Origin of the sequence: Microbacterium sp. CBA3102 (assembly GCF_007954505.1) — a bacterium.
In the GTDB taxonomy this organism is placed as follows: Bacteria; Actinomycetota; Actinomycetes; order Actinomycetales; family Microbacteriaceae; genus Microbacterium; species Microbacterium aurugineum.
In genome coordinates this window covers 2,831,100-2,854,585 of the sequence record NZ_CP042412.1, presented here as the reverse complement: position 1 = coordinate 2,854,585, position 23,486 = coordinate 2,831,100, and the positions used below count along the sequence as shown (strand labels likewise).

General features: G+C 64.4%; 21 protein-coding genes and 2 pseudogenes. 11 read left to right on the top strand and 12 right to left on the bottom strand.

Features of this window, described 5'->3' with window-relative positions:
* Window positions 1–25 precede the first annotated feature (25 nt).
* From istA to FGL91_RS13620, 3 genes are read left to right on the top strand one after another with little or no spacing between them, the layout of a single operon-like run.
* Window positions 26–1,681, top strand: coding sequence for an IS21 family transposase (gene istA / locus FGL91_RS13630; protein ID WP_153244084.1), 1,656 nt, complete (start codon window positions 26–28; stop codon window positions 1,679–1,681).
* A complete protein-coding gene (gene istB / locus FGL91_RS13625; protein WP_153244083.1) occupies window positions 1,678–2,496 on the top strand; it encodes an IS21-like element helper ATPase IstB in 819 nt (272 codons plus the stop codon). The genes istA and istB overlap by 4 nt, the downstream gene beginning before the upstream one ends.
* A 58-nt stretch (window positions 2,497–2,554) precedes the next feature.
* The gene (locus tag FGL91_RS13620) at window positions 2,555–2,863 is read left to right on the top strand and encodes a hypothetical protein (RefSeq protein WP_153244082.1); all 309 of its coding nucleotides are present in this window, start codon (window positions 2,555–2,557) and stop codon (window positions 2,861–2,863) included.
* 62 nt (window positions 2,864–2,925) lie between these two features.
* On the opposite strand, the pseudogene FGL91_RS13615 reads toward FGL91_RS13620, so the two are convergent.
* The 12 genes and pseudogenes from FGL91_RS13615 to FGL91_RS13560 form a co-directional block, all read right to left on the bottom strand.
* Window positions 2,926–3,849: pseudogene (locus FGL91_RS13615) on the bottom strand (SCO6880 family protein); the annotation flags it as partial.
* Between the two features lie 6 nt (window positions 3,850–3,855).
* Complete coding sequence (locus FGL91_RS13610; RefSeq protein WP_153244081.1) at window positions 3,856–5,238, bottom strand: conjugal transfer protein TrbL; 1,383 nt, start codon at window positions 5,236–5,238, stop codon at window positions 3,856–3,858.
* Between the two features lie 34 nt (window positions 5,239–5,272).
* On the bottom strand, window positions 5,273–5,545 hold the full coding sequence (locus tag FGL91_RS13605) for a DUF6112 family protein (protein WP_087132797.1): 273 nt from the start codon (window positions 5,543–5,545) through the stop codon (window positions 5,273–5,275).
* A gap of 151 nt (window positions 5,546–5,696) precedes the next feature.
* Window positions 5,697–5,963: a DUF6112 family protein gene (locus FGL91_RS13600; protein ID WP_153244080.1), complete on the bottom strand. Its 267-nt coding sequence runs from the start codon at window positions 5,961–5,963 to the stop codon at window positions 5,697–5,699.
* A gap of 14 nt (window positions 5,964–5,977) precedes the next feature.
* Window positions 5,978–7,153 (bottom strand): annotated as a pseudogene (locus tag FGL91_RS13595) (M23 family metallopeptidase); the annotation flags it as partial.
* A 9-nt stretch (window positions 7,154–7,162) separates the two neighbouring features.
* A complete protein-coding gene (locus FGL91_RS13590; RefSeq protein WP_322619395.1) occupies window positions 7,163–7,783 on the bottom strand; it encodes a hypothetical protein in 621 nt (206 codons plus the stop codon).
* Window positions 7,784–7,885: 102 nt separating this feature from the next.
* Window positions 7,886–8,884 carry a ParB N-terminal domain-containing protein gene (locus FGL91_RS13585; RefSeq protein WP_153244077.1) on the bottom strand — a complete coding sequence of 333 codons (999 nt, stop codon included), beginning with the start codon at window positions 8,882–8,884 and terminating at the stop codon, window positions 7,886–7,888.
* Between the two features lie 6 nt (window positions 8,885–8,890).
* Window positions 8,891–9,757, bottom strand: coding sequence for a hypothetical protein (locus FGL91_RS13580; RefSeq protein WP_153244076.1), 867 nt, complete (start codon window positions 9,755–9,757; stop codon window positions 8,891–8,893).
* Between the two features lie 94 nt (window positions 9,758–9,851).
* Window positions 9,852–10,223 (bottom strand): hypothetical protein, encoded by a 372-nt coding sequence (locus FGL91_RS13575; protein ID WP_153244075.1) that lies wholly within the window; start codon window positions 10,221–10,223, stop codon window positions 9,852–9,854.
* A 2-nt stretch (window positions 10,224–10,225) separates the two neighbouring features.
* Window positions 10,226–10,903, bottom strand: coding sequence for a DUF2637 domain-containing protein (locus FGL91_RS13570; RefSeq protein WP_153244074.1), 678 nt, complete (start codon window positions 10,901–10,903; stop codon window positions 10,226–10,228).
* Window positions 10,900–11,820, bottom strand: a complete 921-nt coding sequence (locus FGL91_RS13565; protein WP_153244073.1) for a bifunctional DNA primase/polymerase — start codon at window positions 11,818–11,820, stop codon at window positions 10,900–10,902. Before FGL91_RS13565 ends, FGL91_RS13570 begins: the two co-directional genes overlap by 4 nt.
* Window positions 11,817–12,917, bottom strand: coding sequence for an ArdC-like ssDNA-binding domain-containing protein (locus FGL91_RS13560; protein WP_227991630.1), 1,101 nt, complete (start codon window positions 12,915–12,917; stop codon window positions 11,817–11,819). Before FGL91_RS13560 ends, FGL91_RS13565 begins: the two co-directional genes overlap by 4 nt.
* A gap of 118 nt (window positions 12,918–13,035) precedes the next feature.
* Between FGL91_RS13560 and FGL91_RS13555 the strand changes: the two genes are divergently transcribed.
* The 8 genes from FGL91_RS13555 (at window position 13,036) to FGL91_RS13520 (ending at window position 23,486) form a co-directional block, all read left to right on the top strand.
* Complete coding sequence (locus tag FGL91_RS13555; RefSeq protein WP_227991628.1) at window positions 13,036–13,668, top strand: hypothetical protein; 633 nt, start codon at window positions 13,036–13,038, stop codon at window positions 13,666–13,668.
* Between the two features lie 73 nt (window positions 13,669–13,741).
* Window positions 13,742–14,218: a hypothetical protein gene (locus FGL91_RS13550; RefSeq protein ID WP_153244072.1), complete on the top strand. Its 477-nt coding sequence runs from the start codon at window positions 13,742–13,744 to the stop codon at window positions 14,216–14,218.
* Window positions 14,215–15,237, top strand: a complete 1,023-nt coding sequence (locus FGL91_RS13545) for a hypothetical protein (RefSeq protein ID WP_153244071.1) — start codon at window positions 14,215–14,217, stop codon at window positions 15,235–15,237. Before FGL91_RS13550 ends, FGL91_RS13545 begins: the two co-directional genes overlap by 4 nt.
* On the top strand, window positions 15,234–16,421 hold the full coding sequence (locus FGL91_RS13540; protein ID WP_153244070.1) for an alpha/beta hydrolase family protein: 1,188 nt from the start codon (window positions 15,234–15,236) through the stop codon (window positions 16,419–16,421). The genes FGL91_RS13545 and FGL91_RS13540 overlap by 4 nt, the downstream gene beginning before the upstream one ends.
* 469 nt (window positions 16,422–16,890) lie before the next feature.
* Window positions 16,891–18,474, top strand: a complete 1,584-nt coding sequence (locus FGL91_RS13535; protein WP_153244069.1) for a type I restriction-modification system subunit M — start codon at window positions 16,891–16,893, stop codon at window positions 18,472–18,474.
* The gene (locus tag FGL91_RS13530; RefSeq protein ID WP_153244068.1) at window positions 18,413–19,600 is read left to right on the top strand and encodes a hypothetical protein; all 1,188 of its coding nucleotides are present in this window, start codon (window positions 18,413–18,415) and stop codon (window positions 19,598–19,600) included. Before FGL91_RS13535 ends, FGL91_RS13530 begins: the two co-directional genes overlap by 62 nt.
* Window positions 19,597–20,343 (top strand): TIGR02391 family protein, encoded by a 747-nt coding sequence (locus FGL91_RS13525; protein WP_153244067.1) that lies wholly within the window; start codon window positions 19,597–19,599, stop codon window positions 20,341–20,343. Before FGL91_RS13530 ends, FGL91_RS13525 begins: the two co-directional genes overlap by 4 nt.
* Window positions 20,340–23,486 (top strand): type I restriction endonuclease subunit R, encoded by a 3,147-nt coding sequence (locus FGL91_RS13520; protein WP_153244066.1) that lies wholly within the window; start codon window positions 20,340–20,342, stop codon window positions 23,484–23,486. Before FGL91_RS13525 ends, FGL91_RS13520 begins: the two co-directional genes overlap by 4 nt.

Below are 23,486 nucleotides of genomic sequence, written 5' to 3'. Positions count from 1 at the left end.
AGTCATTGCGAGTGAGGAGGGCCAGTTGGGGTCCAGGGTGGAGTTGTTTGCGGAGATCCGGCGCGCGGCGCGAGTCGAGGGCCTGTCGGTAAACGCGTTGGCGAAACGGTTCCGGGTACATCGTCGAACGATCCGTCAGGCGTTGGCGTCACCGGTTCCACCGGAGCGGAAGGTCCCGGAGCGGCGGGCGCCGAAGCTCGAGTTGTTCAAGCCGCTGCTGGATGGGTGGTTGCGGGAGAACCTGACCGCGCCGAAGAAGCAGCGGATGACGGCGACCAGGATGCACGCCCGCCTGCTCGACGAGCACGACGCGGATGTCTCGTATGCCGCGGTCCGTGACTATGTTGCGAAACGTCGGCGGGAGATCCTGGTCGAGGCGGGCCGGGTTCCGGAGGTGTTCGTCCCGCAGCTGCACGCGCCCGGGGCGGAGGCCGAGGTCGATTTCGGCGAGGTCTGGGTGATCCTGGCCGGGGTGAAGACGAAGTGCCACATGTTCACGTTCCGTCTCTCTCATTCCGGGAAGGCAATCCACCGGGTCTATTCGACGCAGTCGCAGGAAGCGTTCCTGGAGGGGCATATCGACGCGTTCGATGAGATCGGCGGCGTCCCGGCCCTGCACATCAAATACGACAACTTGACCTCGGCGGTCACCGCCGTCCTGCACGGTCGTGACCGGGCGCGGGTGGAGAACGACCGGTGGGTGCTGTTCCGCTCGCACTACGGGTTCGACGCGTTCTACTGCCAGCCCGGCATCGATGGTGCGCACGAGAAGGGCGGTGTCGAGGGTGAGGTCGGCCGGTTCCGCCGCACCTGGCTGTCCCCGATGCCCGAGGTCGACACGCTCGCCGAGCTGAACGACATGATCCGCCGCTGGGATGCCCGCGACGAGGATCGTCGCATCAACCAGCGACGCACGACCGTCGGCGACGATTTCGCCGCCGAGAGGCCCCTGCTGCGACCGTTGCCGGTCGAACGGTTCGATCCCGGACTGGTGCTGCACCCGCGGGTCGACCGGTCGAGCCTGGTCACTGTTCGGATGGCGAAGTACTCCGTCCCAGCCCGGCTGATCGGACGCCAGGTGAGAGTCTCGCTGCGCGCGTCGGAGGTCGTCATCTTCGAGGGCCGTGAGGAGGCGGCCCGGCATGAGCGGGTCGTCGCCCGCGGCGGGGAATCGATCCAGTTGGATCACTATCTCGAGGTCCTGCGCCACAAGCCCGGCGCACTGCCCGGATCCACCGCTCTGGCCGCCGCCCGGCAGGCCGGGGTCTTCACCGCAGCGCACGAGGCGTTCTGGCAGGAGACGCGGAAAGTCAACGGCGACGCCGCGGGCACGAGGGAGCTGATCGAGGTGTTGCTCCTGCACCGGAGCATGCGCGCTGCGGATGTGATCGCGGGGATCAGGGCCGCGCTCTCGGTTGGCGCGGTCACCGCGGACGTTGTCGCGGTCGAGGCCCGCCTGCACGCGGGCGGGGCCACGTTGCACCGACATCCTGTTGCTCACGACAACGACGTCGAGCAACGCGTTGTCAGCCTCACCCAACGCCGGCTCCGTGACCCGGCCGCGGTAATCGCGGACCTCCCGCCGGATCGGCGTCCGTTGCCGACCGTTACGCAATACGACGAGCTGCTGCGACGCCGCGTCCAGGCCACCGATGAAAGAGAAGGAACCACGAACACATGAGCACCCGAACCGCCGTGACCACGACCCTGCGCCGCCAGCGCGGAATGACCGAGGAAGCCGCCGCGGCCGCCGTCGACCAAGCCTGCCGGCGGCTCCGCCTGCCGACGATCCGGGCCGTGATGGATGAAGCTATCCGCGTCGCCGAGCACGAGCAGCTCTCCTACCAAGGATTCCTCGCCGAACTGCTGCTTGCGGAATGCGATGACCGGGACCGCCGCTCCACCGTTCGCCGCGTCACATCCGCCGGGTTCCCCAGACAGAAATGGCTCGGAGACTTCGACTACGACGCGAACCCGAACATCAACGCCGCCACGATCCACACCCTCGCGACCGGCGACTGGGTCCGCCGCGGTGACCCGCTCTGCCTCATCGGGGACTCCGGCACCGGGAAGAGCCACCTCCTCATCGGGCTCGGCACCGCCGCCGCTGAGAAAGGCTACCGGGTGAAATACACCCTCGCGACGAAACTCGTCAACGAGCTCGTCGAAGCCGCCGACGAGAAACAACTTGCCCGCACCATCGCCCGCTACGGCCGCGTCGACCTGCTCTGCATCGACGAACTCGGCTACATGGAACTCGACCGCCGCGGAGCCGAACTCCTCTTCCAGGTCCTCACCGAGCCGGAGGAGAAGAACTCCGTCGCGATCGCGTCGAACCAGTCCTTCTCTGGCTGGACGGACACGTTCACCGACCCGCGCCTCTGCGCCGCGATCATCGACCGGCTCACGTTCAACGGCACCATCATCGAGACCGGCACCACCAGCTACCGGCTCGCCCACACCCGCGCCACCGCATCTCCGAGCACCGACAGGTGATCGATCGACCAGCCCCACCACCAGCGCTCCAGCGTCGGCGCGAGAGGAGAATATGGAGATGACCATCGAGATCCTGCACATCGAGGAATGCCCCAGCTGGGAGACCGCGGAAGCCCACACACGAGAAGCATTGGACGCGCTCGGGCGGGCCGACATCCCCGTCACCACGCGACTGCTACGCACTCCGGACGAAGCAGCCGAAACCCCGTTCGCCGGCTCCCCGACGATCACCCTCAACGGGGTCGACATCTTCCCCTCCGACGGTCGCACTACTGACCTCGCCTGCCGCGTCTACGCCACCCCGCACGGACTCAAAGGCACACCCACCACCGAGCAGATCACCAGCGTGCTCCGCCCGCTCATCTGACCTCGAGCCGCGCCCGACCAGACTCCGCCTTGGGCCAGATCAGACCGTCACCCCTGGGCCACTTCAAGTTGACATAGCCAAGCTGGGTCGTACGCCGAACGCAGGATTACTGCGATCTGCCCGCATCCGAGCCACGCCGACGGAGCGAGATCTGCCGACCTGAGCGCGGCGACGAGCGTCGCCATCTCCTGCCGCAGCACAGCGGCCCCGCCGCGTACCCCGCCGCCCGCGGTGCGAATCTGCCGCGCGGCAGCACGCATGTCGAGCGAGAGCGAAAGGGTGGTGGCGTGTCGTTCACCAGCGGGGCCTGCCCGGTCGATGAGTTCGGCGTAGGTGGTTGAGGCCCAGGTGCCGTCGCGGGAGCCGTGCGCGGCCCACCATTCGACGAGGCCGGTACCGGAGTCGGGCAGCGTGCGCTCCAGCACCTGCAGCATCGAAATGCGCCCAGACCTGCAGACAGTGGCGAGCACACGCCCCCAGGAGGCGACGCGGCGCTCCTGCTCACCGGGGTCGAGCAGCACGAACGCGGGATGCGTCACCGAGAGGACCGCGGTCAGTGTGGCAGCGGCGGGGTCGTGGATCATCCCGGCTCCAGTCGCTGGATCGTCGTACTCACGTAGCCGAGCCATGTCCCCGGGCAGCGCGAGTGTTCCCACAGGTCGCGGGGCGACGATGCGGCGACGATAGAGCATTTGCCCGCCGGTGGTCTTCCACATCCACCAGAACGCAACCGGGATCCACTCGACGATCGGGCGCCGCGCGATGGGCACCCAGGCGAGAACGGCAGCAAACACCACAACGGGTGCGGCGAAGGCGATGAGGATGCCGCCTCCTGCGTAGAACGCCCACACGATCGACCCGACACCGATACTGAGCGTGACCAACTGCGATACGGAAAGTCCGAGGAGGACACCGCGGCGAGTGAGCCGGGAGAACTTCACCGGAGTGAGTTCACCGTCGGTTCGAGACGGTGTGCGTGACGACATTTCGGATCATCCCTTCGGCGTGCGCGGGGTCGGTTGCGCGGGCTTCGGCGGTGCGGGGTCAGCAGACGGCGGTCGCGGCTGAGGGGCAGAACGTGCAGGCGGATCAGCCTGCGGAGGCGCGGACGTAGCGGTCTGTTCCGCGCCGCCAGCGGCGGTCTCGGCTTGGCTCCCCATAGCACCACCGAGCTTCGGTCCCGCGGTTGCCGCAGCTTTTGCGACCTCGGCAGCGATGACCACGGCCGCAGCAGGTCCGGCGACCGCGGCTCCGGCACCGGCTCCGCCCGCGGATGCTCCACCCGATACACCCGCCGTCGTTCCGGCCGTGGCCGCCCCGCCCGTCCCTGCCGCCGCGGGGCTTCCTCCTCCAGCGGTGGGTATCAATCCTGCGCCGCCCGAGGGGTCACCTCTGCCGGATCCGCCGCCATCAAGCACCTTCTTCACGCCGTCGCTCTGCGGTTTCGTGGGCACTGGGACGGGTCGGTTGACGGCGTTCTTGGCGTCTTGTTCGGAGCCCATCGCGTGGTACTGGTCGAAGCCGAGGAACGAGATGAACCGGTACACCATGTACGGGGCGAACGCGGCGATGAACAGCAGCACGATGCCGCTGATCGGCTCAGTGACGGCGGCGAGATCGACTGCGATGGGCGTGGAGATCTGCGTGATTGCGATGAGGAAGATGACGACCAGGACGAGTTTCGAGACGATCAACGCGATCACGAATGCTGCCCACTTCCCGATCCAGCCCCGAGTGACATCCCATGCAGCTCCGGCGAATGCGATCGGCGCGAGCACGATCGCGACCAGCAGCAGCGCCTTGCGGATGAGGAGTGAGAACCAGACGATGGCGACGGCACAGATCATGAGACCGGCGAGGAAGATCGTGACGATCGCCCCCACACCGGGAGCTGCGATGTTGATGGTGCCGAGCCCCGCCGCGAGCAGCATGATCTTGTCGCCCATGGTCTCCGTGGTTTCGCCTGCGGCTTGCAGGATGCCGATGCAGAGCTGATCGACGATCTCAAGAGTTGTCGCGGTGAGTGTGATCACGACGAATGATCCGAGGATCGCCTTCGCGGCGCCCAGCGCGGCGCGTGAGAGCGCGGAGGGCTCCCTGCGGATGAGCCCGAGGATGAGTTGGAAGCAAAAGAACAGCAGCACGACGAATACGCCGATGCCGAACAGCAAGTTGTAGACGTCGAGGTAGCCCTCTGTGGTGACGTCGACGAGCGTCGTCGAGTCGAAGACCTGCCACATTCCTTCGAGCAGCCATCCGGCGGCTTGCCCCATCGTGGAGGCGAGCCAGTCGAACGGTGCCGAGATGAGAGACGCGGCGGCTTCACCGGCGGTTTCGCAGACGGTCGAGATGATCGGGATGTCGCAGACACTCATCACGTGCCACCTTCGGGTCGTTGATGTGTGTGCGTCAGACCTGCTGGCCGACGCCCCAGAAGAAGTTGATGAGCGTCACTGCCGCACCGCACAGCACCGCGGCGCCACAGGAGACGAGTACGCCGACTTTGCCGCGCGACGCCAGGTGCGGGTTGGATGAGTTCGATCCGAATCCCCACACGATCGCGGACACGATGAGCGCAAGGACGCTCAGGATCAGCCCGACCGTCATGACGGCGCCGACGATGGTGCGCAGCTGCGCGATCCCAGGCAGACCGGAGTCATTCGGTGTGATGTCGATCTCCATCGGTACCCAGGCGGGAAGGTGTGCTGGAACTTCCAGCAGTGTTGAGGCGAGTTCGAACACGGCATGCTCCTTGCGATTTGCCCGCCATGAGGACGGAAGCGAAACAGAGTCGCCAGCAAGGTGCGCAGCTTTTCCCGGCAAAGCGCCTGAACTACAGCTGCTCGCCAAGGCTGATCAGCCAGTTGATCCAGGCGACGCCGCATCCGGCGAGTGCAGCTGCTCCGACCGCGACGAAGACGCCGCCGCGACCTTTCGCGGACATGCTGGGGTTGCCGGTCGAGGTGGCGATGGCCCAGATGATCGCGCAGATGATGATCATGAGGACGGCCACGATCAGGATGATCGTCAGCAGCGCGCCGATGACGACCTTGAGGTCGCCGATGCCTCCGAGGCTGTCGAAGTCAGGGAACACGTTCATCAGTTGCCTCCTGCTTCGCAGCTGGATGGGCCGGTCGTCGCCTCGGGCAGGTTCGCAGCGTTGCGGTCGTTCAGCCAGGCTGCGGGGTCAATCGCGGTGCCATTGGTGCCGCCAGGGCGAACTTCGAAGTGCAGGTGCGCTCCGGTCGAGTAGCCAGATGAACCGACATCGCCGATGTGCTGGCCCGCTACGACGTGCTCGCCCGCGGTGACATGGATGCCGGTCTGCCACATGTGCGCGTACGCGGTCGCGACCGTCTCGCCACCCAGCTGATGTTCGATGACGATGAGTCCTCCCCAGCCGCCGCTGAACTCGGCCACGGTGCCGACACCATCGGCGGCGGCAAGGATCGGTGTCCCATCAGGGGCAGCGAAGTCCAAGCCATGATGCGTCGTCTGCTCACCGGAGATCGGGTCGATACGCGGCCCGAAGTCATCCGACTGCACCCAGGTGCCTTCGGGTAGCGGGAACACCACTTTCGACGCCGTGTTCGATGCGTTTGATGGCGAAGCGGTGGGAGAAGCCGACGACGCCGAAGCACCACCAGTCGTGAGCGTGACGAGGATCTCCTCGGCGACCGGCGCGTAATTGTCGTACCGTTCAGGGTAGGCCGAGACTTCGACGGCCTGTGCGACTTCGCCGAGCTCCAACGACTCCCAGCCGGGAATGTCGAGCAGCCCTCGCGGTGACGGATAGTTCGGCCCCGTCGGCCCGCCGAAGAACGCCGCAACCTGGTACTCCGGATCCATCAGCTCGGCGACCGTTCCCCAACCAGATTGCGGGCGCATCTGGAACAGGCCGAGCGAGTCGTTGTCTGACCCGCCGCCATCGTTTGGGTAGTCGCCGGATTCTGGGTAGGTCCCCGTGTTCGCGAGCATCCGCAGCGTCGACTCGGTCAGCGCCGCCATCAGCGAGATCTTCAACGCATCCCGGTTGACGCCGTCGATCTTCGAGCCGACGGTGATGATGGTCGCCGCGTGTGTGAGCTGCCGCTTGTTCAGAGTGATTGTGTACCCGTCCGCCGTGGTGACTTGCAACGAATCGGGGACGTTCCGCACGCTGATCCCACTGTCGCTGACGGTGCAGGCGGCGAGCACGGCGGGGTTCATCACGAGCCCGATGCTGACGAGGCCGAGCGTCGGTGCGAGGAACATCAAGGCGAGGGCGCCGATGGCGAGTTTCTTCAACACGATGGCCTCCTACCTGAGTGGGCTGCCGATGTGTGAGAGTCGCAGGAGGTAGCAGGGGTCACCGTCGGGTGGGCAGGCGAAGAACATGGTGAAGGCGACCGGTTCGGTGAGAACTTGCGGCTCGTCGTTCCAAATGCCGTCGCGGTGTCGTACGCCGTCGATCGTGTATGCAATCGCGCCGGGTGGGAGCTGGCCGGGCCGGGCTTGTGCGACTGCTTCGCTCCACGCTTCGGGTACAGCGATGTTGTCGATCGTCAGGTGCTGGGTTGTGGAGTATTGGCGCAGCTGCACCCATGCGTCCCGGCTGGGCAGATATGTCGCGATGTCGGCGGCGAGCCCGGCCTGCTCAGTGCCCGAGGGATCGCCGACATCGAGGATCGCTGAGGTGTAGTCGAGTGGCATCAGTCCAGCTCCGGTGTCCCAGGTGAAGAGTGCCGCAGCGACGCGGCGCGCGAAGGTCTCCGGGTCGGTTGTGGGCAGGATCCTCGGCACTTGCGGCCGCGAAGGGGTCTCGGGCCGCGGCGATGCCGTGGATGACGGTGCAGGATCGCGATGAACTGGTGCCGTTCCGCTGTCGGAGCCGATGAGGAGCCCATAGCCGCCGACCGCAACAAGGGCAAGCAGGATCACTCCGCTGACGATGATTGCGATGAGTTTGCGGCGCGTCCTGGGATCAGCTGAAGTTCTCATACCTAGCAGGTGCGCTGCGCGACCCGTGCGCTCGCCGCCACCTTAGATAGCGCGCAGTCGCGGCGGAGCTTCGTTCTCAGCGTGCAGTTGGTCGAGTGCTTCGCGCAGGTGCTCGGCGAACTGGCTCCATTGCTCGATGGCGGCGAAGAACATGTCAGCTTCAGCTTCGGTGAGCTTCGCTGCTATCGCTACGGGATTGGTGCTTGCGCAGAGCCCTCCGAGTTCGGTCCAGGTGATGACGAACGCTCGTATCGTCATCGGCTCGATGGCGGCTGGTACGTCCGCACCCGGGGTGCGTCGTTTCGGCTTCTTGCCCGCTTTGATCTGGGCGAGTTTCTCTTCTGCAAGCCGATGCAGCAGCACGTCGCGATCGGCGGTCGCTGCGGCAGCTAGTTCTCGAGTTCGCTCCCAGCGCGGGTGCGCCGGTGCGCCGTCGCGAATCTCGTTGAGAAACCCCTGCGCGGCTTTCCGCAGGTCGTCTGACTGGGCTGAGTCCTCGGCAGTTCGTTGGATGAGGTTGATCTCTTCGAGCCGCGTGTACGACGAGGTGCCCGTGATCATCTCTGCCGCCTGACGACGGGCCGAACCCAACGGTGTCTCCAACGGTCCTGCCGATTCGGCATGACCGTTCCACCTGGGCTGATTTTCCGTCGACAACTGCGTCGTTGCCTTCCGCTGTGCCGCTTCCTCCGCGAGCAGCGACTTCATCTCCCGATACAGCTCCGCTGCTTCCAACTGCGTGAGCGGCTTGTGCAGCCCGTTGTCGTCTTGCTCCGCGAGCATGTACCCGAGCGAGGTCGAGATCCCGGATCGCACCCACACTCGAACCTCGGTCCAGCCGAGCTGCTTGATGGCTGCCAGGCGCCGCGCGCCACACACGAGTACGCCGTCGGGTGTGACAGTGATCGGTTGCAGGAGGCCTTGTCGATCAATCGACTGCGCGAGGGCCGCGATGTCGCCGAGATCGTTGCGATGGCGATGCCCAACATGGATCGACTCGACAGTTCGGGTGACGGCACCATTCCCGTGCCTCTCTTCCATGGCAGGTCACCTCCGCCGCCCCGGAGCCGCGAGTGCGATCTGGAAGACGAGATCCTCGTCGTGCAGCAGCGACTGCAGCGTCTCACCGAGCAGCAGCCGGAGCAGCACTCCACGCCCCGCCGCGGTGGCTTGCAACGCAGGATGGGTATTTCCGAGGATCGTCCGCAGCAGCGCAGACCAAGAGTGTGCGGGCAAGTCCAGCAGCACGAGCGCATGCTTGTCGCGGCGCAGCGACTCGTAGGCGCTCGCCCGACTCCCGGCTCGTTCAGTAGCCTCGCAGACCCGATCGATCGCCAGCCGTGCAACATCCTCGGGCCAGTCGAGCAGCGTAAACAGCCGCACCGCATCGGCGATCGCGGCGCGAGCTGACGACGCCGAAGAGAGTTCGCTGTGAACGTCATCGACCTCCGGTTCGTCGTCGATGTCGACATTGTCGGTGACGCGGAACGCCGGGTGGTAGTCCGACAGCGGGTTCTCGCGATCGGAGATGCGTTCGGGATCGTGCAGTGCGGAGAACTGCGGACGGCGTGCCTGATTCGTCGAGCAGAGCAGCCCTTGCCCGCGTTCCTCAGCGATGCAGGTGACTTGCACGCCGCGGGTGACGACCGCCCAGGGATCCTTCGCATGGCGAGTCGCCGTTGCGCGCATGACCTCGAATGCAGCGCTCGACGCCTCCCACGGGTCGAGACCGTGCTTGCGCGCGAGCGCCGCGTACTTGTTCGCCGTGAAGGCCATGAGATCCGCAGCGATCGGGTCGTGCTTCCACGCGCTTGACCCCTGCTGGTGCAGGCGAGTGAGCACTCGGCGCAGGCCTTCACCCGTGCTGAAGTCTTCGGCGGTATCGGAGACTTGCGATGTCGATGTGTTGCGCATGGTGGGACACCTCCTGGCAAGCAGGTGCGCACTCGCTCCCACGACCGGAGTGACCGTGTTCGCGCGCATCGCCAACCTCCTGGACTTCCGGCGGTCAGCGCATGCCGACCGCGCCCCGCTCGGCACCGCGCTCGGCGCTCCCGCGGCCAAACGCTGACAACGGCGGAAGTTGGCGGGCGCGGTCGCGAATCGTGTGCAGGCGCTCCGTGGTTGCACCTCGCGTTCTGCGAGCGAGTTCCTTCTGGAAGTCGATCCCGGCACCGGCGACCCGGGAACCTCCGCGCGCGATGATGTCGGTGGGCCGCACCCACTCCACCCCGCGTGCTCGCGCGGCAGCAGGATCCGACGGGTACCCATGGCGGTGACGGCCGATCGAGGCGGCTTCAATCGCCTCCGGCGTACCTTCGGTCCCTGCGACGTCACCGGCAAGGCCATCGCGACGACGGTCGGATTCTTCAGCACTCATGATCATGGCTCCTCTTCTGGTTGCGGCTTGCCAGGTAGGTGGGAGGTCGCTGTCGAAGTCGTTTCGATGGCTGGCGCAGAGGCATCCTCGCCGGAGGTGAGCCAGCGACCGATCGTCGAGGGATGCACGTTGAGTTCGCGCGCGATCTGCTTGTTCGTCCATCCGACGCCACGTAACGCGGCGGCCAGATCGCGACGATCAGGCGGCACCAGTGCCTCGGTGCCCAGTTCGGTTGCAGGATCGGTCTCAGCCTCGGTGTGTGTGGCGGTGGCGGATGCTGCGCTGGTGAGAATGACCGTGAGGTGTGTGATCGCGAGCAGCACCACCGGCGGCACAGCGGCGACGGCACCGGCGAGAACGCTGGGAACGTCTGCGTCGGCCGCGATCACCGCGTGGATCGCATTCGCGGTGACCGACACAACGGCACCGCCGATCAGGAGAGCCCAGGGATACCAAGCGGAGCGGTTGCCAGCGAGCGCGACGACTGCGACTGTGGCGACGACGATGATCCCGTCGATGATCAACGGCCACGCCCAGGCTTGCCCTACTCCGATGCCGGAGCGCCTGGCGAGGTCGGCGAGAGAAGTGAACGAAAGCCAGAAGGCACCAGCGGCGATGAACACCGTGCCCGCCACCGCGGTGACGACAGCCCAGCGGCGACTCGTCGAGATGGCATTCATGCCAGCACCCGTGATTGTGAGTTGCGAGGTGGTGCTCGGTCTGGTTGCGGAAGTGACGAGACCCGCGCCGCGCTCGATGGTGCGCCCTGCACGGCGCGGTAGGCCGAGCGCACTGTTGTCGAGATCTCTCGGTCGGTGAGTCCGGCCGAGCCGCCCGCCACGGTGAGCGCATCGAGTGCAGCGCCAGCGGGAACATCATGTTCGGCCATCTTGCAGGCTGCCCAGAACAGGCCGTGGTTTCGTTCGCCCTCTTCACGCCGAGCAACCCATGCAGCAAGGCGCTCCACTTCGAACGGGTGATCAATCCCCGATTCGTTCCGGTGCATCGCGGGTTTCGGGGAGAGGAAGTCACGGAGGCGTTCGGCGTCGAGCATGAGGAGTTGCCCGGAGTTGACCCGCCCGACCGCGTAGGCGCATCGTTCACCGGCGACTGTGCGGGTAGAAGGCGGGACGACGATGTAGCCGCCGTCGCCGCGGAAGTCGATACCGGCGCGCGCCGCTTGCCACGACCGCTGCTGATCCGACGGCGACGCGTGGAAGTAGAGGTGTAGACCGCCGGATGGTGACCGCACTGCAATCTCCCACCCGGCGACAAGCCCGGCGACGTGCGCCCGGTTGAGCGCGTCATAACCGTTGACCTGGCCATGCACATCAACGTCGACGACCACGACACCCGACGCCTTGCCGGTCGGGATGCCGAGATTCGCGCGAGGGTGCGCACCCCACCACGACCTCAACTGCGCGGGATCGGCCGACGCATCATGGAACCCGCGCCGAGTCAGCGGCCGCTTGCTCTCAGCGGCGACCGGAAACACGGGCACGCCCGCAGCAGCCAACACGAGCGCGGTCTGCTTCGGTGCCGCCGTGCCCGGCATCCGCGCCATGACCGATGAGAAGGCGCTGTGCGCGGCAGTCATGCGATGCTCCGCACCTCAGTACGAGCGGGATCGTGCCGCGAGGATGCCGTGGCGCCCACGGCGGACGCGATCCTGCGTTCGGGAGGCTGCCGCTCCGCGCTCGCGCGGGACGGGACATCTCGTTGCAGCCCCGGCGGGGTACCGGTGCCGAGCTGGTCGGTGTCGAGCGGATCGAGAATCTTCAGCGCGATCGCACGCACCCGCTCGCCGGTGGCCTTGACCACCTCGGAGGGCTCTTTCCCGTCGACCTGCGCCGCCCAGGTGGTGACATACGGGATCGTGTAATTGCTGGTGTCCATGCCGTGCGCGGCACCGATCATGAGTGCGACCGACTCGGCCTCGACTTCGCCAATGCCGCGATGCAGGCGCACGTCGGCGCTCTCGGGGTCATGCATGAGCACATGCCCCAGCTCGTGCGCGAGCGTCTTCACCCGCGCCGCGTCATCCATGTCCGCCCGCACCAACACGGTGCGCTCGCCGTAGTTCGTCACCCCGTTCGCGCCGTGGATCGAACCCGCATCAGGCGCATCGCCCAGCGAGAATCCTGCAGCTCCGATTTGCTTCGCGAGCCCTTCCCAGAGGCGGGCTGGCGCCTCACCATCCAGGAGTCTCGGCGCTGGGAGTTCAGGCACCGGATCGCCCGCGGTTTGCGATGCGTCCCACACGTAGGCCGGGCGCACGCCGATCATCTTCGACCGGACCACCTCGCCAGACCGCGGCTTCTCGAACTTCTTGAGTCGCCGCCACGAGTCCACATCGGCCGGAGTGGAACTCGCGAATCGGCCAGTGACGGGAGCGAGGATCTGGTATCCGGGCTGCCCCTTCTGCACTTGGCGGCCGAGATCTTGCCACTGCTTGTACCCGGCGACGTACGACGGCACCGGCTCAGGCACCAGGCCGCGCTCGTGGGCAGCCAGGTGCTGCACCCAGATCAGCAGCGTGTTGTTGAACGAGCGACTGCGGAAGTTCGCGGCGAAGGTCAGGGCACGCTTCCAGTCGTCTCCCGAGACGAGCTGCTGAACGGCGTCAGCCAGTTTCTCGTGCACCTCATCAAGCTTTGCCTCCCGTGCGGCTTGGAGAACCTCGGTGGTAGCCATAGCTTGGCCCCCTCTCCGATGAACCGCGCGACGAGTCCGTGCGGCAGTACATCTGAGAGGTGCGCTCGACCAAGCCAAAGGGCGCGGTGAGTGCCTGTTTTTGGCATGGGAGAAGCGCATGGTGCACCTCCTCGGTGCGGAGACGTGTGCCTGCCCGACGACGCTGGTTGAGCATGCTCAAAGTTGCTGGACTTACCGTTCTAGCACCAAGTTTGAGCATGCGCAACGCTTGATTTGCGCATGCTCAAGAGGTACATTGAGCATGCGCAACAAGCCCACCGGAGTGGTGAACCATCACTCCGCACCCATCCCGAAGGGAAGGGGCATGATGTACGACACGGACGACCAGAACAAGACCGAAGCCGAGCTGCTCGAAAGACGTCTCCGGTTGCTGCTCGATGTCAAGGCTGCCGAAACCGGTGCTGAGCCATCGTTCTCCGAGATTGCCGCGTTCCTGAAAGAGCGCGGCACGAACCTGTCGCGCTCCCGCTGGACCTACATGGTGAACGGTCACCGCAAGGTCGACGACGCGGATGTGTTCGCGGGGCTCGCCGAATTCTTCGACGTCGACGTCGACTTCCTCACCGGCGACAGCGACGTCTCCACACCCGAGAAGGTCAACGCCCAGCTCGATCTCGTGCGCGCCATGCGCGCAGCGAAAGTGAGATCGTACGCGACCCGCACTCTCGGGGATCTTTCCCCGGATACCCTCGCAGCCATCACCAGGTTCTTGGATGCAGAGATGACCTAGTAGGCGAGCAACTACGGCGTCAACCCGCACAGAGTGACACCGCGGATGCTCTCAATCAGACAGTGAGCACACCGTGAATATCGAACAGACCATAGCGACCGCGGTCGTTAACTTGCAGCTGGGTGAGCGCTTTACGTTCGACGCCCTCACCGATGCGGTGGAGCGGCAACGCGGGCGCAGGATCAAGGTCGCCGAGGTTCCCGAGATCGGAGAATGCAACGGCCTGTGCGCATTGTTGCTCTTCGGCGATGAGCGAGACCTGATCCTACATGCCCAGACCGAGTCGGTGCTGCACAGTCAGCAGTTCGTGCTGCACGAGTTCGCGCACATCATCCTCGGGCACTGCGACGGCCCCGGGTGCCTACTCAACGACGGATCCCGCGACACCTTGCTCCCTGACATCCCCGCGAGCCTACGCGCGCGGGCGCTCGCACGCACAGATGTGGATACCGACGAGGAGATCGCGGCCGAGAGCCTCGCCGACCGCTTGGCCGCGGGCATTCGGGGCTCGGTGTTTGCGGAGACGAGCTACACGGAGATATTCGGATGATCCAAGGGCTTGTCGCGAGCGTCATGTGGGCGCTGGTGGCAAGCCTGCTCATCTTGCGACGCGGGCGCGCCGACCGCAGCATCACCTACGCCGCTGTCGCAATTGCTCTCGCGATGACGCTCAACGTCGACCCGGTCTACCTCGCCATTGACCCCGCGGTTGGCGGGACGAACTTGGTCACCCTGGCCGGTGACGGGCTACTCATGATCGGCCTGTTCTTCCTTGGCCGAGGCGTCATGAAGGCTGGCGAGTATCGGCCTCGCCTCGTCATGATCGCGGTCAGCCTTCCCGCTCTGCTCGTCGCTCTCGCGTGCGTCACCACGATGTTCTTCTTGGTTGACCGAAGCGACACCGCTACAACCACGACGTTCATGAGCGACCTTGGCGGACAGCTTTCGGCGGGCCTATACTCGATCACGGTGTTCAGCTACTGCGGCATCGTCGTCACAGCGATGCTCGTGCTCGCCACCCGGCAGTTCACACTCGCGGATGGAGTGTTGCGAGTACCGGCTGCGCTCCTCATGGGCGGCTCCAGTTGTGCGATCGCGCTCTGCGTCGTCGTGCTGGTCATGGACGTCGCGCATGTGTCCGGCGCGCTCGGTGTCTGGCACGCGGTCGAACCCGCGTACGGACCGCTCATGATCGCAACCTTCCTGTGCTTGTGCGCGGGATTCATCGCGCAGCCCGCCATGCGGCCGCTTCGGCAGCGTCTCCGGGCCGTGCGGACTGATGCTCTCGTCGCGCAGCTCGAACCGGTCTGGCGCGAGGCTACTCGGCTCAGGCCAGGACTCAGCGAGAGCAAGGCGACAGCCGGGATCTTCGAAGAGCCAGAAGCGGTACTGCACCGCAAGGTTGTCGAGATCCGCGACGCACTGATCGACCCTCGCGTCACCTTCACCATCGCAGCCGCTGACCACGCGTTGCTGGTGCAGGCCGAGCGCCATCTGCTCGGCGTGAAGGCACCAAATACGAAGAGCAACAAGACCGGAGCTGATGACCGCGAGACCGGACGATCATGAGCGCAAAGCGGTACATCGGCAGGTGCATCGGGATCAGCTCGGCAGTGCTCGGCGCATGCGTTGCCGCGCTCGGTTGGGGCATTGCCCGAAAGCTCACCGCGCCGGTCGGCCCTCGAACCTTCAACCTCGTCATCCGCGATATCGAAGACCGCGGAGACCGGCTCAGGATCGTTCTGGACCGTACACGCGACACCGAAGCGGTCGGCATCTACAACCTCTGGTTCGAGAATGGCGGATGGGTGCAGCTCGACGATGACGTTCAGGATCACGGCACAGACCAGGTTTCCCGGACTATCACTGGCTGTTCCGCAGGACTCACCCCTCGCGCCGGAGACCGAGTCTCGTGGAGCGGTATCTACTTCGCGACGCCAACCGACGCCGGACTCGAAGACCGCGATGTCAAGATCAGCACGGCTGGCGGGTACGCCCCTTCCTGGAAGGTCGACGGCGACCCGTCAACGTGGGCGATCCATATCCACGGCCTCGGCAGCACCCGCGCGGGTACGCTCCGGGGCGTACAAGTCGCCACGGAGCTTGGCTACACGTCGCTCGTCGTGAGCTATCGAAACGACGGCGAAGGCCCGCGCGTCGGTACCGGCCGCTCAACCCTTGGCGTCACCGAGGTCGACGACGTCGAAGCCGCGATTGGCTACGCGGTTCGCTGCGGAGCCGAACGCATCGTGCTGTTCGGCTGGTCGATGGGTGCTGCGATCGCGCTCCAGATCGCGCATCGCCCCCCGCATGGTCCACTGGTGGCCGGACTCGTGCTTGACTCGCCGGTGCTGAACTGGTCGGCAGCCATCGAGACCAACTGTCGGCGTGCGGGACTCCCCCGAAACGCTGGGGTTCTCACGACGCCATGGCTCACCAAACGGCTGCTTGCGCGCGCCCTCGGTCTCTCATCTGCCGTGCAACTCAACGAGATGAACTGGATCGAGCACGCGAGCAAGCTCTCGGTGCCAATGTTGATTCTGCATGGCTCTCGCGATGACTCCGTGCCGCTGCGAGTCTCGGAACTGCTGCGTGATCGACGCCCCGATGTCGTCACTCTCGAAGTCTTCGATGCAGGCCACACGCTCAGCTGGAACTCGCACTCTGAGCGCTGGCGTCGCAGCGTCGCAGAGTGGCTCTTTGTAGTTCAAGCTGGTTGCCGCACGCCTGGGTCGCTCCGGCTAAATGGATAGTAGGGCCTGGCTGCGCACAGTTTGACGGCGGTAGGCTCCGAACCATGGAGATCCAGACCTGGGAGGATGACGGGTACCGAACCTGTGCGTCCTGCGGTGCGGATTGCGAGCCGGAACCAATGCATCTGGACGACGGCACTGTGCGCATCGCATTTACCTGCCCGAAGTGCGGGTTGCATTCCGTAGTAGATCCGTTTTCGCACTTGCGGTGACGTGCCACCCGAGGAATGCGCTCGGGTTGTGATCCGCGCGGCGCTCTTCGTATAACAGACACGCACTCAGCCATGCCCGCGCCTGGTCGCCACTCTTCACGAGATAATCAAAGGTAGATCGCAGCGCCCGGTCGCAGCATCGCATGCTCCCGGCTGCATCATTCGATCCCGCTCGTGTCGGTGGCCACCGATACTGTGGGAGCACGGTCGAGAACGAGTATGTAAGCGCGCCTCCGGCGCAGAGGAGAAAACACAGCATGGCGAGACCCGCATCGAAGCCGAAACCAACGAAGTCGCTGGAGCAGACGCTGTGGGAAGCTGCCGACAAGCTGCGCGGGAACCAGGAGCCGAGCGAGTACAAGCACGTCGTCCTCGGGCTGGTCTTCCTCAAGTACATCTCTGATCGATTCGAGGAGCGTCGCCAGACTCTCGAGGCGGAGCTCACCGCTGACGGCATCAAGCCCGAGCGCCTCGCCTCCTTCCTTGAGGATCGTGACGAGTACGCCAGCCACAACGTCTTCTGGGTGCCCGAACTCGCCCGCTGGAGCTACATCCAGTCGGTGGCGAAGCTGCCCGATGTCGGCCAGCAGATCGACCAGGCGATGGACCTGATCGAGAAGGAGAACCCGTCCGTTCGTGGCGTCCTGCCGCGCAACTACGGGCGTGACGGCCTCGACAAGCGTCGTCTCGGCGAGCTGGTCGACCTCATCGGTTCGATCGGCTTCACCACTACCGATGACCACGGCGCGGACGACGTACTCGGCCGCGTCTACGAATACTTCCTCGGCCAGTTCGCAGGCAAGGAGACCGGCAAGGATGCTGGAGCCTTCTATACGCCCCGTTGGGTAGTCAAGCTGCTCGTTGAGATGCTTGAGCCGTACAAGGGTCGCGTCTACGATCCCGCCTGCGGCTCAGGCGGCATGTTCGTGCAGTCCGCCGACTTCGTGACGGCGCACGGTGGCAAGCGCACTGATATCTCTGTCTACGGTCAGGAGTTCACTGACACGACCTGGAAGCTCGCCAAGATGAATCTCGCGCTGCGAGGCATCGAGGCGGACCTTGGCCCGCGCTCCGACGATTCTTTCCTCGCTGACCTGCACCCGGATCTGCGCGCTGACTACATCATCGCGAACCCGCCGTTTAACGTCTCTGATTGGTGGGATGCGAAGCTCGCCGACGACCCGCGCTGGAATTACGGCACCCCGCCGCAGGGCAACGCTAACTTCGCATGGGTGCAGCACTTTATCCACCATCTCGCACCAAAGGGCACGGCGGGCTTCGTGCTCGCGAACGGATCGCTCAGCTCGAAGACTGGCGGCGAGGGTGAAATCCGTCGCAAGCTCGTTGAAGCCGGGCTGGTGGACTGTATCGTCGCGCTGCCCGACAAGCTCTTCTTTAACACCGGGATCTCGGTGTCTCTCTGGTTCGTGTCCAAGGGTCGCGACGGCAACGGCCACCGGGAACGCAAAGACGAGGTGCTCTTCATCGACGCCCGAAAACTTGGCTCGATGGTGAACCGTCGTCTGCGTGAGCTCACCGACGGCCCCGACGGAGACATACAGAAGATCGCTGGTGCGTACCATGCATGGCGCAACCGTGATGGAGGTTACGAGGATATCGCGGGCTTTGTGAAGGCAGCCTCGATTGAGGAGGTCAAGCAGAACGACTTCATCCTGAACCCCGGGCGTTATGTGGGTACGGCAGACTCTAGCGACGAGGACGAACCCGCTGAGGCGCGGCTTATGCGTCTCTCGGACGAGCTTCTTACGATCCTCGAGCGTGGCCACGATCTGGACAAACGTATTCGTCAGGGCATCGGGGGTCTTCGCGGTGGTCGCTAGATCGACGGTTGGAGACCTTGTCACGCTGCAACGGGGCAGGACTTACAAAGGGAACTTGGTAGGTGAGCCAGGCCCGGCGCTGCTCGGGTTAGGTTCAATCGTGCCAGGAGGGGGCTTCCGTGGTGATTTCAAGACCTACGGTGGTGAGTGCCCACCCGACCTGATGCTGATGCCCGGAGACTTGTTCGTTTCCCTAAAAGGGGCGACCAAGGATGGCGAGATGATTGGATCAATTGCTCGCCTGCCCGGGACTGTCGCGAGCGGACGGCTGACGCAGGACACCGTGAAGCTGGTGTTCCGTGCTCCAGACGGGGAGACCGCCCGCTATCTCTATTGGCTACTTCGTACCCCGGACTACCGCGCCTACTGTGCAGGCCGGGCAATGGGAAGCGCAGTTGTCGCCCTGAGTCGCGATGACTTTCTGAGCTATCCAGTGCCGTCGCTTACTTCGGCACGCAAGCACATCGTCGGTCTATTAGAAGATGTTGAGGACAAGCTCGAGTCCAACCGGCAGCTAGTCGAGGTACTCCCTCAGATCATCCGAGCATCGGTAGACAAGGCCGTCAACATCGACCAGCGAGTCGTGGCTGTCCTCGAGTTGGGTGCGTTCGTCAACGGTGGTGCGTACACGAAGGGCGCCAGCGGAACCGGCCGGATGGTCCTGCGGATCGCGGACCTCAACTCCGGACCGGGACCCTCTACCGTCTACAACGACATCGAGGTGCCCGAAGATAAGACCGCCCACGCGGGCGACATCTTGATGTCCTGGTCAGGCACTCTTGGCGTGTATCGATGGTTCCGCGATGAAGCCATCGTCAACCAGCACATCTTCAAAGTCATTCCAGCTAGATTCCCCGATTGGCTGGTCTTCGATCGCCTTGACGCCGTCATGCCAGTCTTCCGAGGCGTCGCCAAAGACAAGGCCACCACTATGGGGCACATCCAGCGTGGCCACCTCGAGTCCACGACCGTTGCGATCCCAACTGATGCCGCAATGGCCGCACTTGATATTCAGATGTCGATGCTTTGGGAGCGCCTCCTATTCGCCGAGCGTGAGAACGTGAAGCTACTCGATCTGCGTGATGCACTTCTGCGCCAGCTCGGATCAGAGGAGGCCGTGGCATGACGGCACTGGATACCGATTGGGCGACCACTCCGCTGAGGGCATTCATCCACGCCACGGATCAAGTGGCCTACGACAACTCCGGCGGCGGCATGGTTGTTTTGGGAAGCCATCAGCGCGTTCCCGATGCGCAGGCTGCCGAGCATGCATATGTGGCTGAACAGATCCTCGACCGCGTGCTCCCCGAATGGCGTTCAGCTGAAGGCACCAACGGTGAGGCCAAGGGTAAGGCGCGCTGGAAGCATCTGCGTGACTGGGCTGGACGAGGCATCGCCGCGCTGGAGCGAGAAACCGAACTTCGAGAGAAGCTCGGTGACACAGCGCCCCGGGTCTCAGCGGGAGACTTTCACCCGTGGATATGGGGCGGTGCGGCGTCTCTCTGGCAGTCGGCGCACTACCGCGAGGCTATCGAAGGCGCGATCAAGAAGCTGAATGCGGAGATGCAGAACAAGCTGAGACGACGCGATCTCAGCGAGTCAGACCTCTTCAATCAGGCTTTCAGCGAGCAGCCGCCGAGCGCAGACAGGCCGCGCCTGCATCGCATGACTAATGATGGCAGCGCAACCTCCAAATCGGTACAGCGAGGAGCACGGACCTTCGCGGAAGGTGTCTTCGCTGGGATTCGGAACCCGTTGGCGCATGAGTCGCATGACGAGATGAGCCAGCAGGAAGCGCTTGAGTATCTTGCGGCGCTGAGCGTTCTGGCGCGCTGGGTGGACGCTTCGACGCTGGAGGCAGCATCATGACCTCATTCAACGAGAACATCATCGAGCTCGCAGCGCTCGAGTACTTCGCCGAGCTTGGCTTCCACCGACTCCATGGACCAGATCTTGCGCCTGGAGAGCCTGGTGCTGAGCGCGAGTCATACGAGGACGTCTTCCTCTGGGGACGCCTCCGCGATGCCATTCGACGCTTCAATCCGGGTGTGTCACCGGCCGTCGCAGACGAAGCGATCAAGCGAGTGCAGCGTGCAGAGTCGCAGAGCCCGATCGATGAGAACTACCGGCTACACAAGCTCATCACTGAGGGTGTTCCGGTTGAGCACCGCGAAGCAGATGGAACGCTTCGCACCTCCCGGGTCACGTTGGTGGACTTTGAGCAGCCGTCGAACAACGACTGGGCAGCGGTCAACCAGTTCACGATCGTGGAGAACGGCAAGAACCGTCGCCCTGACGTGTTGGTGATGGTCAACGGCATGCCGCTGGCGCTGCTGGAACTGAAGAACCCCACAGCTGAGCACGCGACGTTGAAGTCGGCGTGGAACCAGGTGCAAACGTACCGAAACGACATTCCGTCGGTCTTCGTGCCCAACGCCGTGACCGTTCTCTCCGATGGCACCTCGGCGGCGATGAGTTCGTACACCGGCAGCTTCGAGCATTACGCGCCGTGGAAGACGATTGAGGGACGCGAGGTCGTAAGTAGCCTCCCTGCCCTTGAGGTACTCATCAAGGGCGTGTTCGAGCCGAAGCGATTCCTCGACCTGCTGCGGAACTTCGTGGTGTTCAGTGACGAAACCGCGACCGACCAGGCCACTGGCCAGCCGACACGCGTGCTTGTGAAGCGAGTCGCGAAGTACCACCAGTACTGGGCTGTGAACGCGGCGGTCGAGTCATCGGTGTTGGCCTCCCGGCCCGATGGCGATCGGCGCGGTGGCGTCGTCTGGCACACCCAAGGGTCGGGCAAGAGCTTTGAGATGGTGTTCTACGCCGCGAAGATTATGCGCGATCCACGCATGGCCAACCCGACGCTGGTCTTCATCACCGATCGCAACGACCTCGACGATCAGCTCTTCGGCGAGACCTTCGCACCGGCGCGGATCCTTCCAGAGACTCCCGTGCAGGCAGAGACTCGCACCGACCTGCGTGCGAAGTTGAAGCGTGTTTCGGGCGGCATCATTTTCACGACGTTGCAGAAGTTCGCGCCGGGTGAGGATGGTGACGCCGACCCGATGCTGACTGACCGCCGCAACGTCGTCGTGGTAGCGGATGAGGCTCACCGCTCGCAGTATGGCTTCAGCGAGAAGCTGGACCGACATGGTCGCCTGCGCGCAGGTCTTGCGAAGCACATGCGGGATGCCCTGCCCGGTGCCACCTATCTTGGCTTCACTGGCACGCCGATCGAGTCAAACGACAAGAGCACGCGTTCGGTATTCGGCGACTACATCGACATCTATGACCTCACTCGCGCAGTCGAAGACGGTGCGACCGTCAAGATCTTCTACGAGTCCCGGCTCGCCAAGATCGATCTCTCAGTCGAGGACTACGCGGCCCTTGACGAATTAGCTGAAGAGATCACCGAGACAGCCGAAGAAGACGCGGCGATCGCGGCGAAGTCGCGCTGGTCGCGGCTCGAAGCAATTGTCGGTGCAGACTCCCGTCTCGACATGATCGCCCGCGACGTCGTGGAGCACTGGGAGAAGCGCCGCGAGTCACTATTCGGCAAGGGCATGATCGTGGTCATGAGCCGCCGGATCGCCGTGAAGCTCTACGAGAAGATCGTCGCGCTACGCCCCGACTGGCACTCAGACGATCCGACGAAGGGCAAGATCAAGGTCGTTATGACCGGCTCGGCGGCAGATCCAGCCGAGTTCCAGCAGCACATCCACTCGAAGGACGTGCGCAAGGATCTCAAGCTCCGGGCTAAGAACCCGAACGATGAGCTCGAACTCGTGATCGTGCGAGACATGTGGCTGACTGGCTTCGACGCCCCGTCGATGCACACGATGTATGTCGACAAGACGATGCAAGGCGCCGGCCTCATGCAGGCTATCGCTCGAGTGAACCGCACCTTCCGCGACAAGCCTGGTGGCCTGATCGTCGACTACATCGGCGTCTTTGCGAACCTTCAAGCAGCGCTGATGGAGTACTCGCCATCTGACCGCGATCAGGCGGGCGTGCCGATCGACGAAATGGTGTCGATCATGCTTGAGAAGCATGACATCATCCGCGGCCTGCTGCACGGCGTGGACTACGACTCGTCGCCAGCGCTCTCGGCTTCGCAGCGCTTGGCGGAGTACGCCAAGGTGCTCGACTTCGTGATGGCAGATCCTGATCGTACGAGTCGCTTCAATGACCAGGTGCTGGCCCTTGCTAAGGCGTTTGCCTTGGCGGGTGCTCGCGATGAGGCCGGGGCGATCCGAAACGACGTGCGTCTCTTCACAGACGTACGCGCAGCCATCCTGAAGATCCAGAACCCCGACTCGGGGCGCGGGGGATCGGGTGCGGTCGAGATCGATACAGCGCTTGGCCAGCTCCTAAACGAAGCCGTCGCGGCTGACCAGGTTGTCGACATATACAAGCTTGCGGGCGTGGAGACGCCGGAACTGTCGATCCTCTCGGACGAGTTCCTTGACTCCCTCGCGGAGAAGGATAAGCCGAACCTGCAGATGGGGCTGCTGCGGCGCCTCCTCAACGACCAGATCCGCACGGTGCAACGCACCAACCTTGTGCAGGCTCGGAAGTTCTCGGAACTGCTCGATGAAGCGATCAACCGATACACGAACCGGTCGCTGACGACGGCGGAGATCATCGCGGAGCTGGTGAAGCTGGCCAAGCAGATGCGTGACGACCAGAAGCGCCACGAAGAACTGGGGCTGCGCGAGGACGAAGTCGCGTTCTACGACGCCATCGTCCAGAACGACGCCTCTGTGCTCGAACTTGGTGATGACGTACTCAAGGAGATCGCACAGAAGCTCGTGAAGGCGGTGCGTGAGTCCACGACGATCGACTGGAACCTCAAGGACTCTGTGCGAGCGACAATGCGCTCCAAGGTGCGCCGTCTGCTCGCGCGCTACGACTACCCGCCTGATGCCGAAGCGAAGGCAATCGAGCTGGTGCTCGAACAGGCGGAGCTGTTCGCAACCGGCGAGTCTGACGGTGGAGGTAGATAG

Coding starts and splice junctions, on each gene's coding strand:
- istB (WP_153244083.1), top strand. CDS start 1,678: ATGAGCACCCGAACCGCCGTGACCACGACCCTGCGCCGCCAGCGCGGA.
- FGL91_RS13620 (WP_153244082.1), top strand. CDS start 2,555: ATGACCATCGAGATCCTGCACATCGAGGAATGCCCCAGCTGGGAGACC.
- FGL91_RS13610 (WP_153244081.1), bottom strand. CDS start 5,238: ATGAGTGTCTGCGACATCCCGATCATCTCGACCGTCTGCGAAACCGCC.
- FGL91_RS13605 (WP_087132797.1), bottom strand. CDS start 5,545: ATGGAGATCGACATCACACCGAATGACTCCGGTCTGCCTGGGATCGCG.
- FGL91_RS13600 (WP_153244080.1), bottom strand. CDS start 5,963: ATGAACGTGTTCCCTGACTTCGACAGCCTCGGAGGCATCGGCGACCTC.
- FGL91_RS13585 (WP_153244077.1), bottom strand. CDS start 8,884: ATGGAAGAGAGGCACGGGAATGGTGCCGTCACCCGAACTGTCGAGTCG.
- FGL91_RS13580 (WP_153244076.1), bottom strand. CDS start 9,757: ATGCGCAACACATCGACATCGCAAGTCTCCGATACCGCCGAAGACTTC.
- FGL91_RS13575 (WP_153244075.1), bottom strand. CDS start 10,223: ATGAGTGCTGAAGAATCCGACCGTCGTCGCGATGGCCTTGCCGGTGAC.
- FGL91_RS13570 (WP_153244074.1), bottom strand. CDS start 10,903: ATGAATGCCATCTCGACGAGTCGCCGCTGGGCTGTCGTCACCGCGGTG.
- FGL91_RS13565 (WP_153244073.1), bottom strand. CDS start 11,820: ATGACTGCCGCGCACAGCGCCTTCTCATCGGTCATGGCGCGGATGCCG.
- FGL91_RS13560 (WP_227991630.1), bottom strand. CDS start 12,917: ATGGCTACCACCGAGGTTCTCCAAGCCGCACGGGAGGCAAAGCTTGAT.
- FGL91_RS13555 (WP_227991628.1), top strand. CDS start 13,036: ATGGTGCACCTCCTCGGTGCGGAGACGTGTGCCTGCCCGACGACGCTG.
- FGL91_RS13545 (WP_153244071.1), top strand. CDS start 14,215: ATGATCCAAGGGCTTGTCGCGAGCGTCATGTGGGCGCTGGTGGCAAGC.
- FGL91_RS13540 (WP_153244070.1), top strand. CDS start 15,234: ATGAGCGCAAAGCGGTACATCGGCAGGTGCATCGGGATCAGCTCGGCA.
- FGL91_RS13535 (WP_153244069.1), top strand. CDS start 16,891: ATGGCGAGACCCGCATCGAAGCCGAAACCAACGAAGTCGCTGGAGCAG.
- FGL91_RS13525 (WP_153244067.1), top strand. CDS start 19,597: ATGACGGCACTGGATACCGATTGGGCGACCACTCCGCTGAGGGCATTC.
- FGL91_RS13520 (WP_153244066.1), top strand. CDS start 20,340: ATGACCTCATTCAACGAGAACATCATCGAGCTCGCAGCGCTCGAGTAC.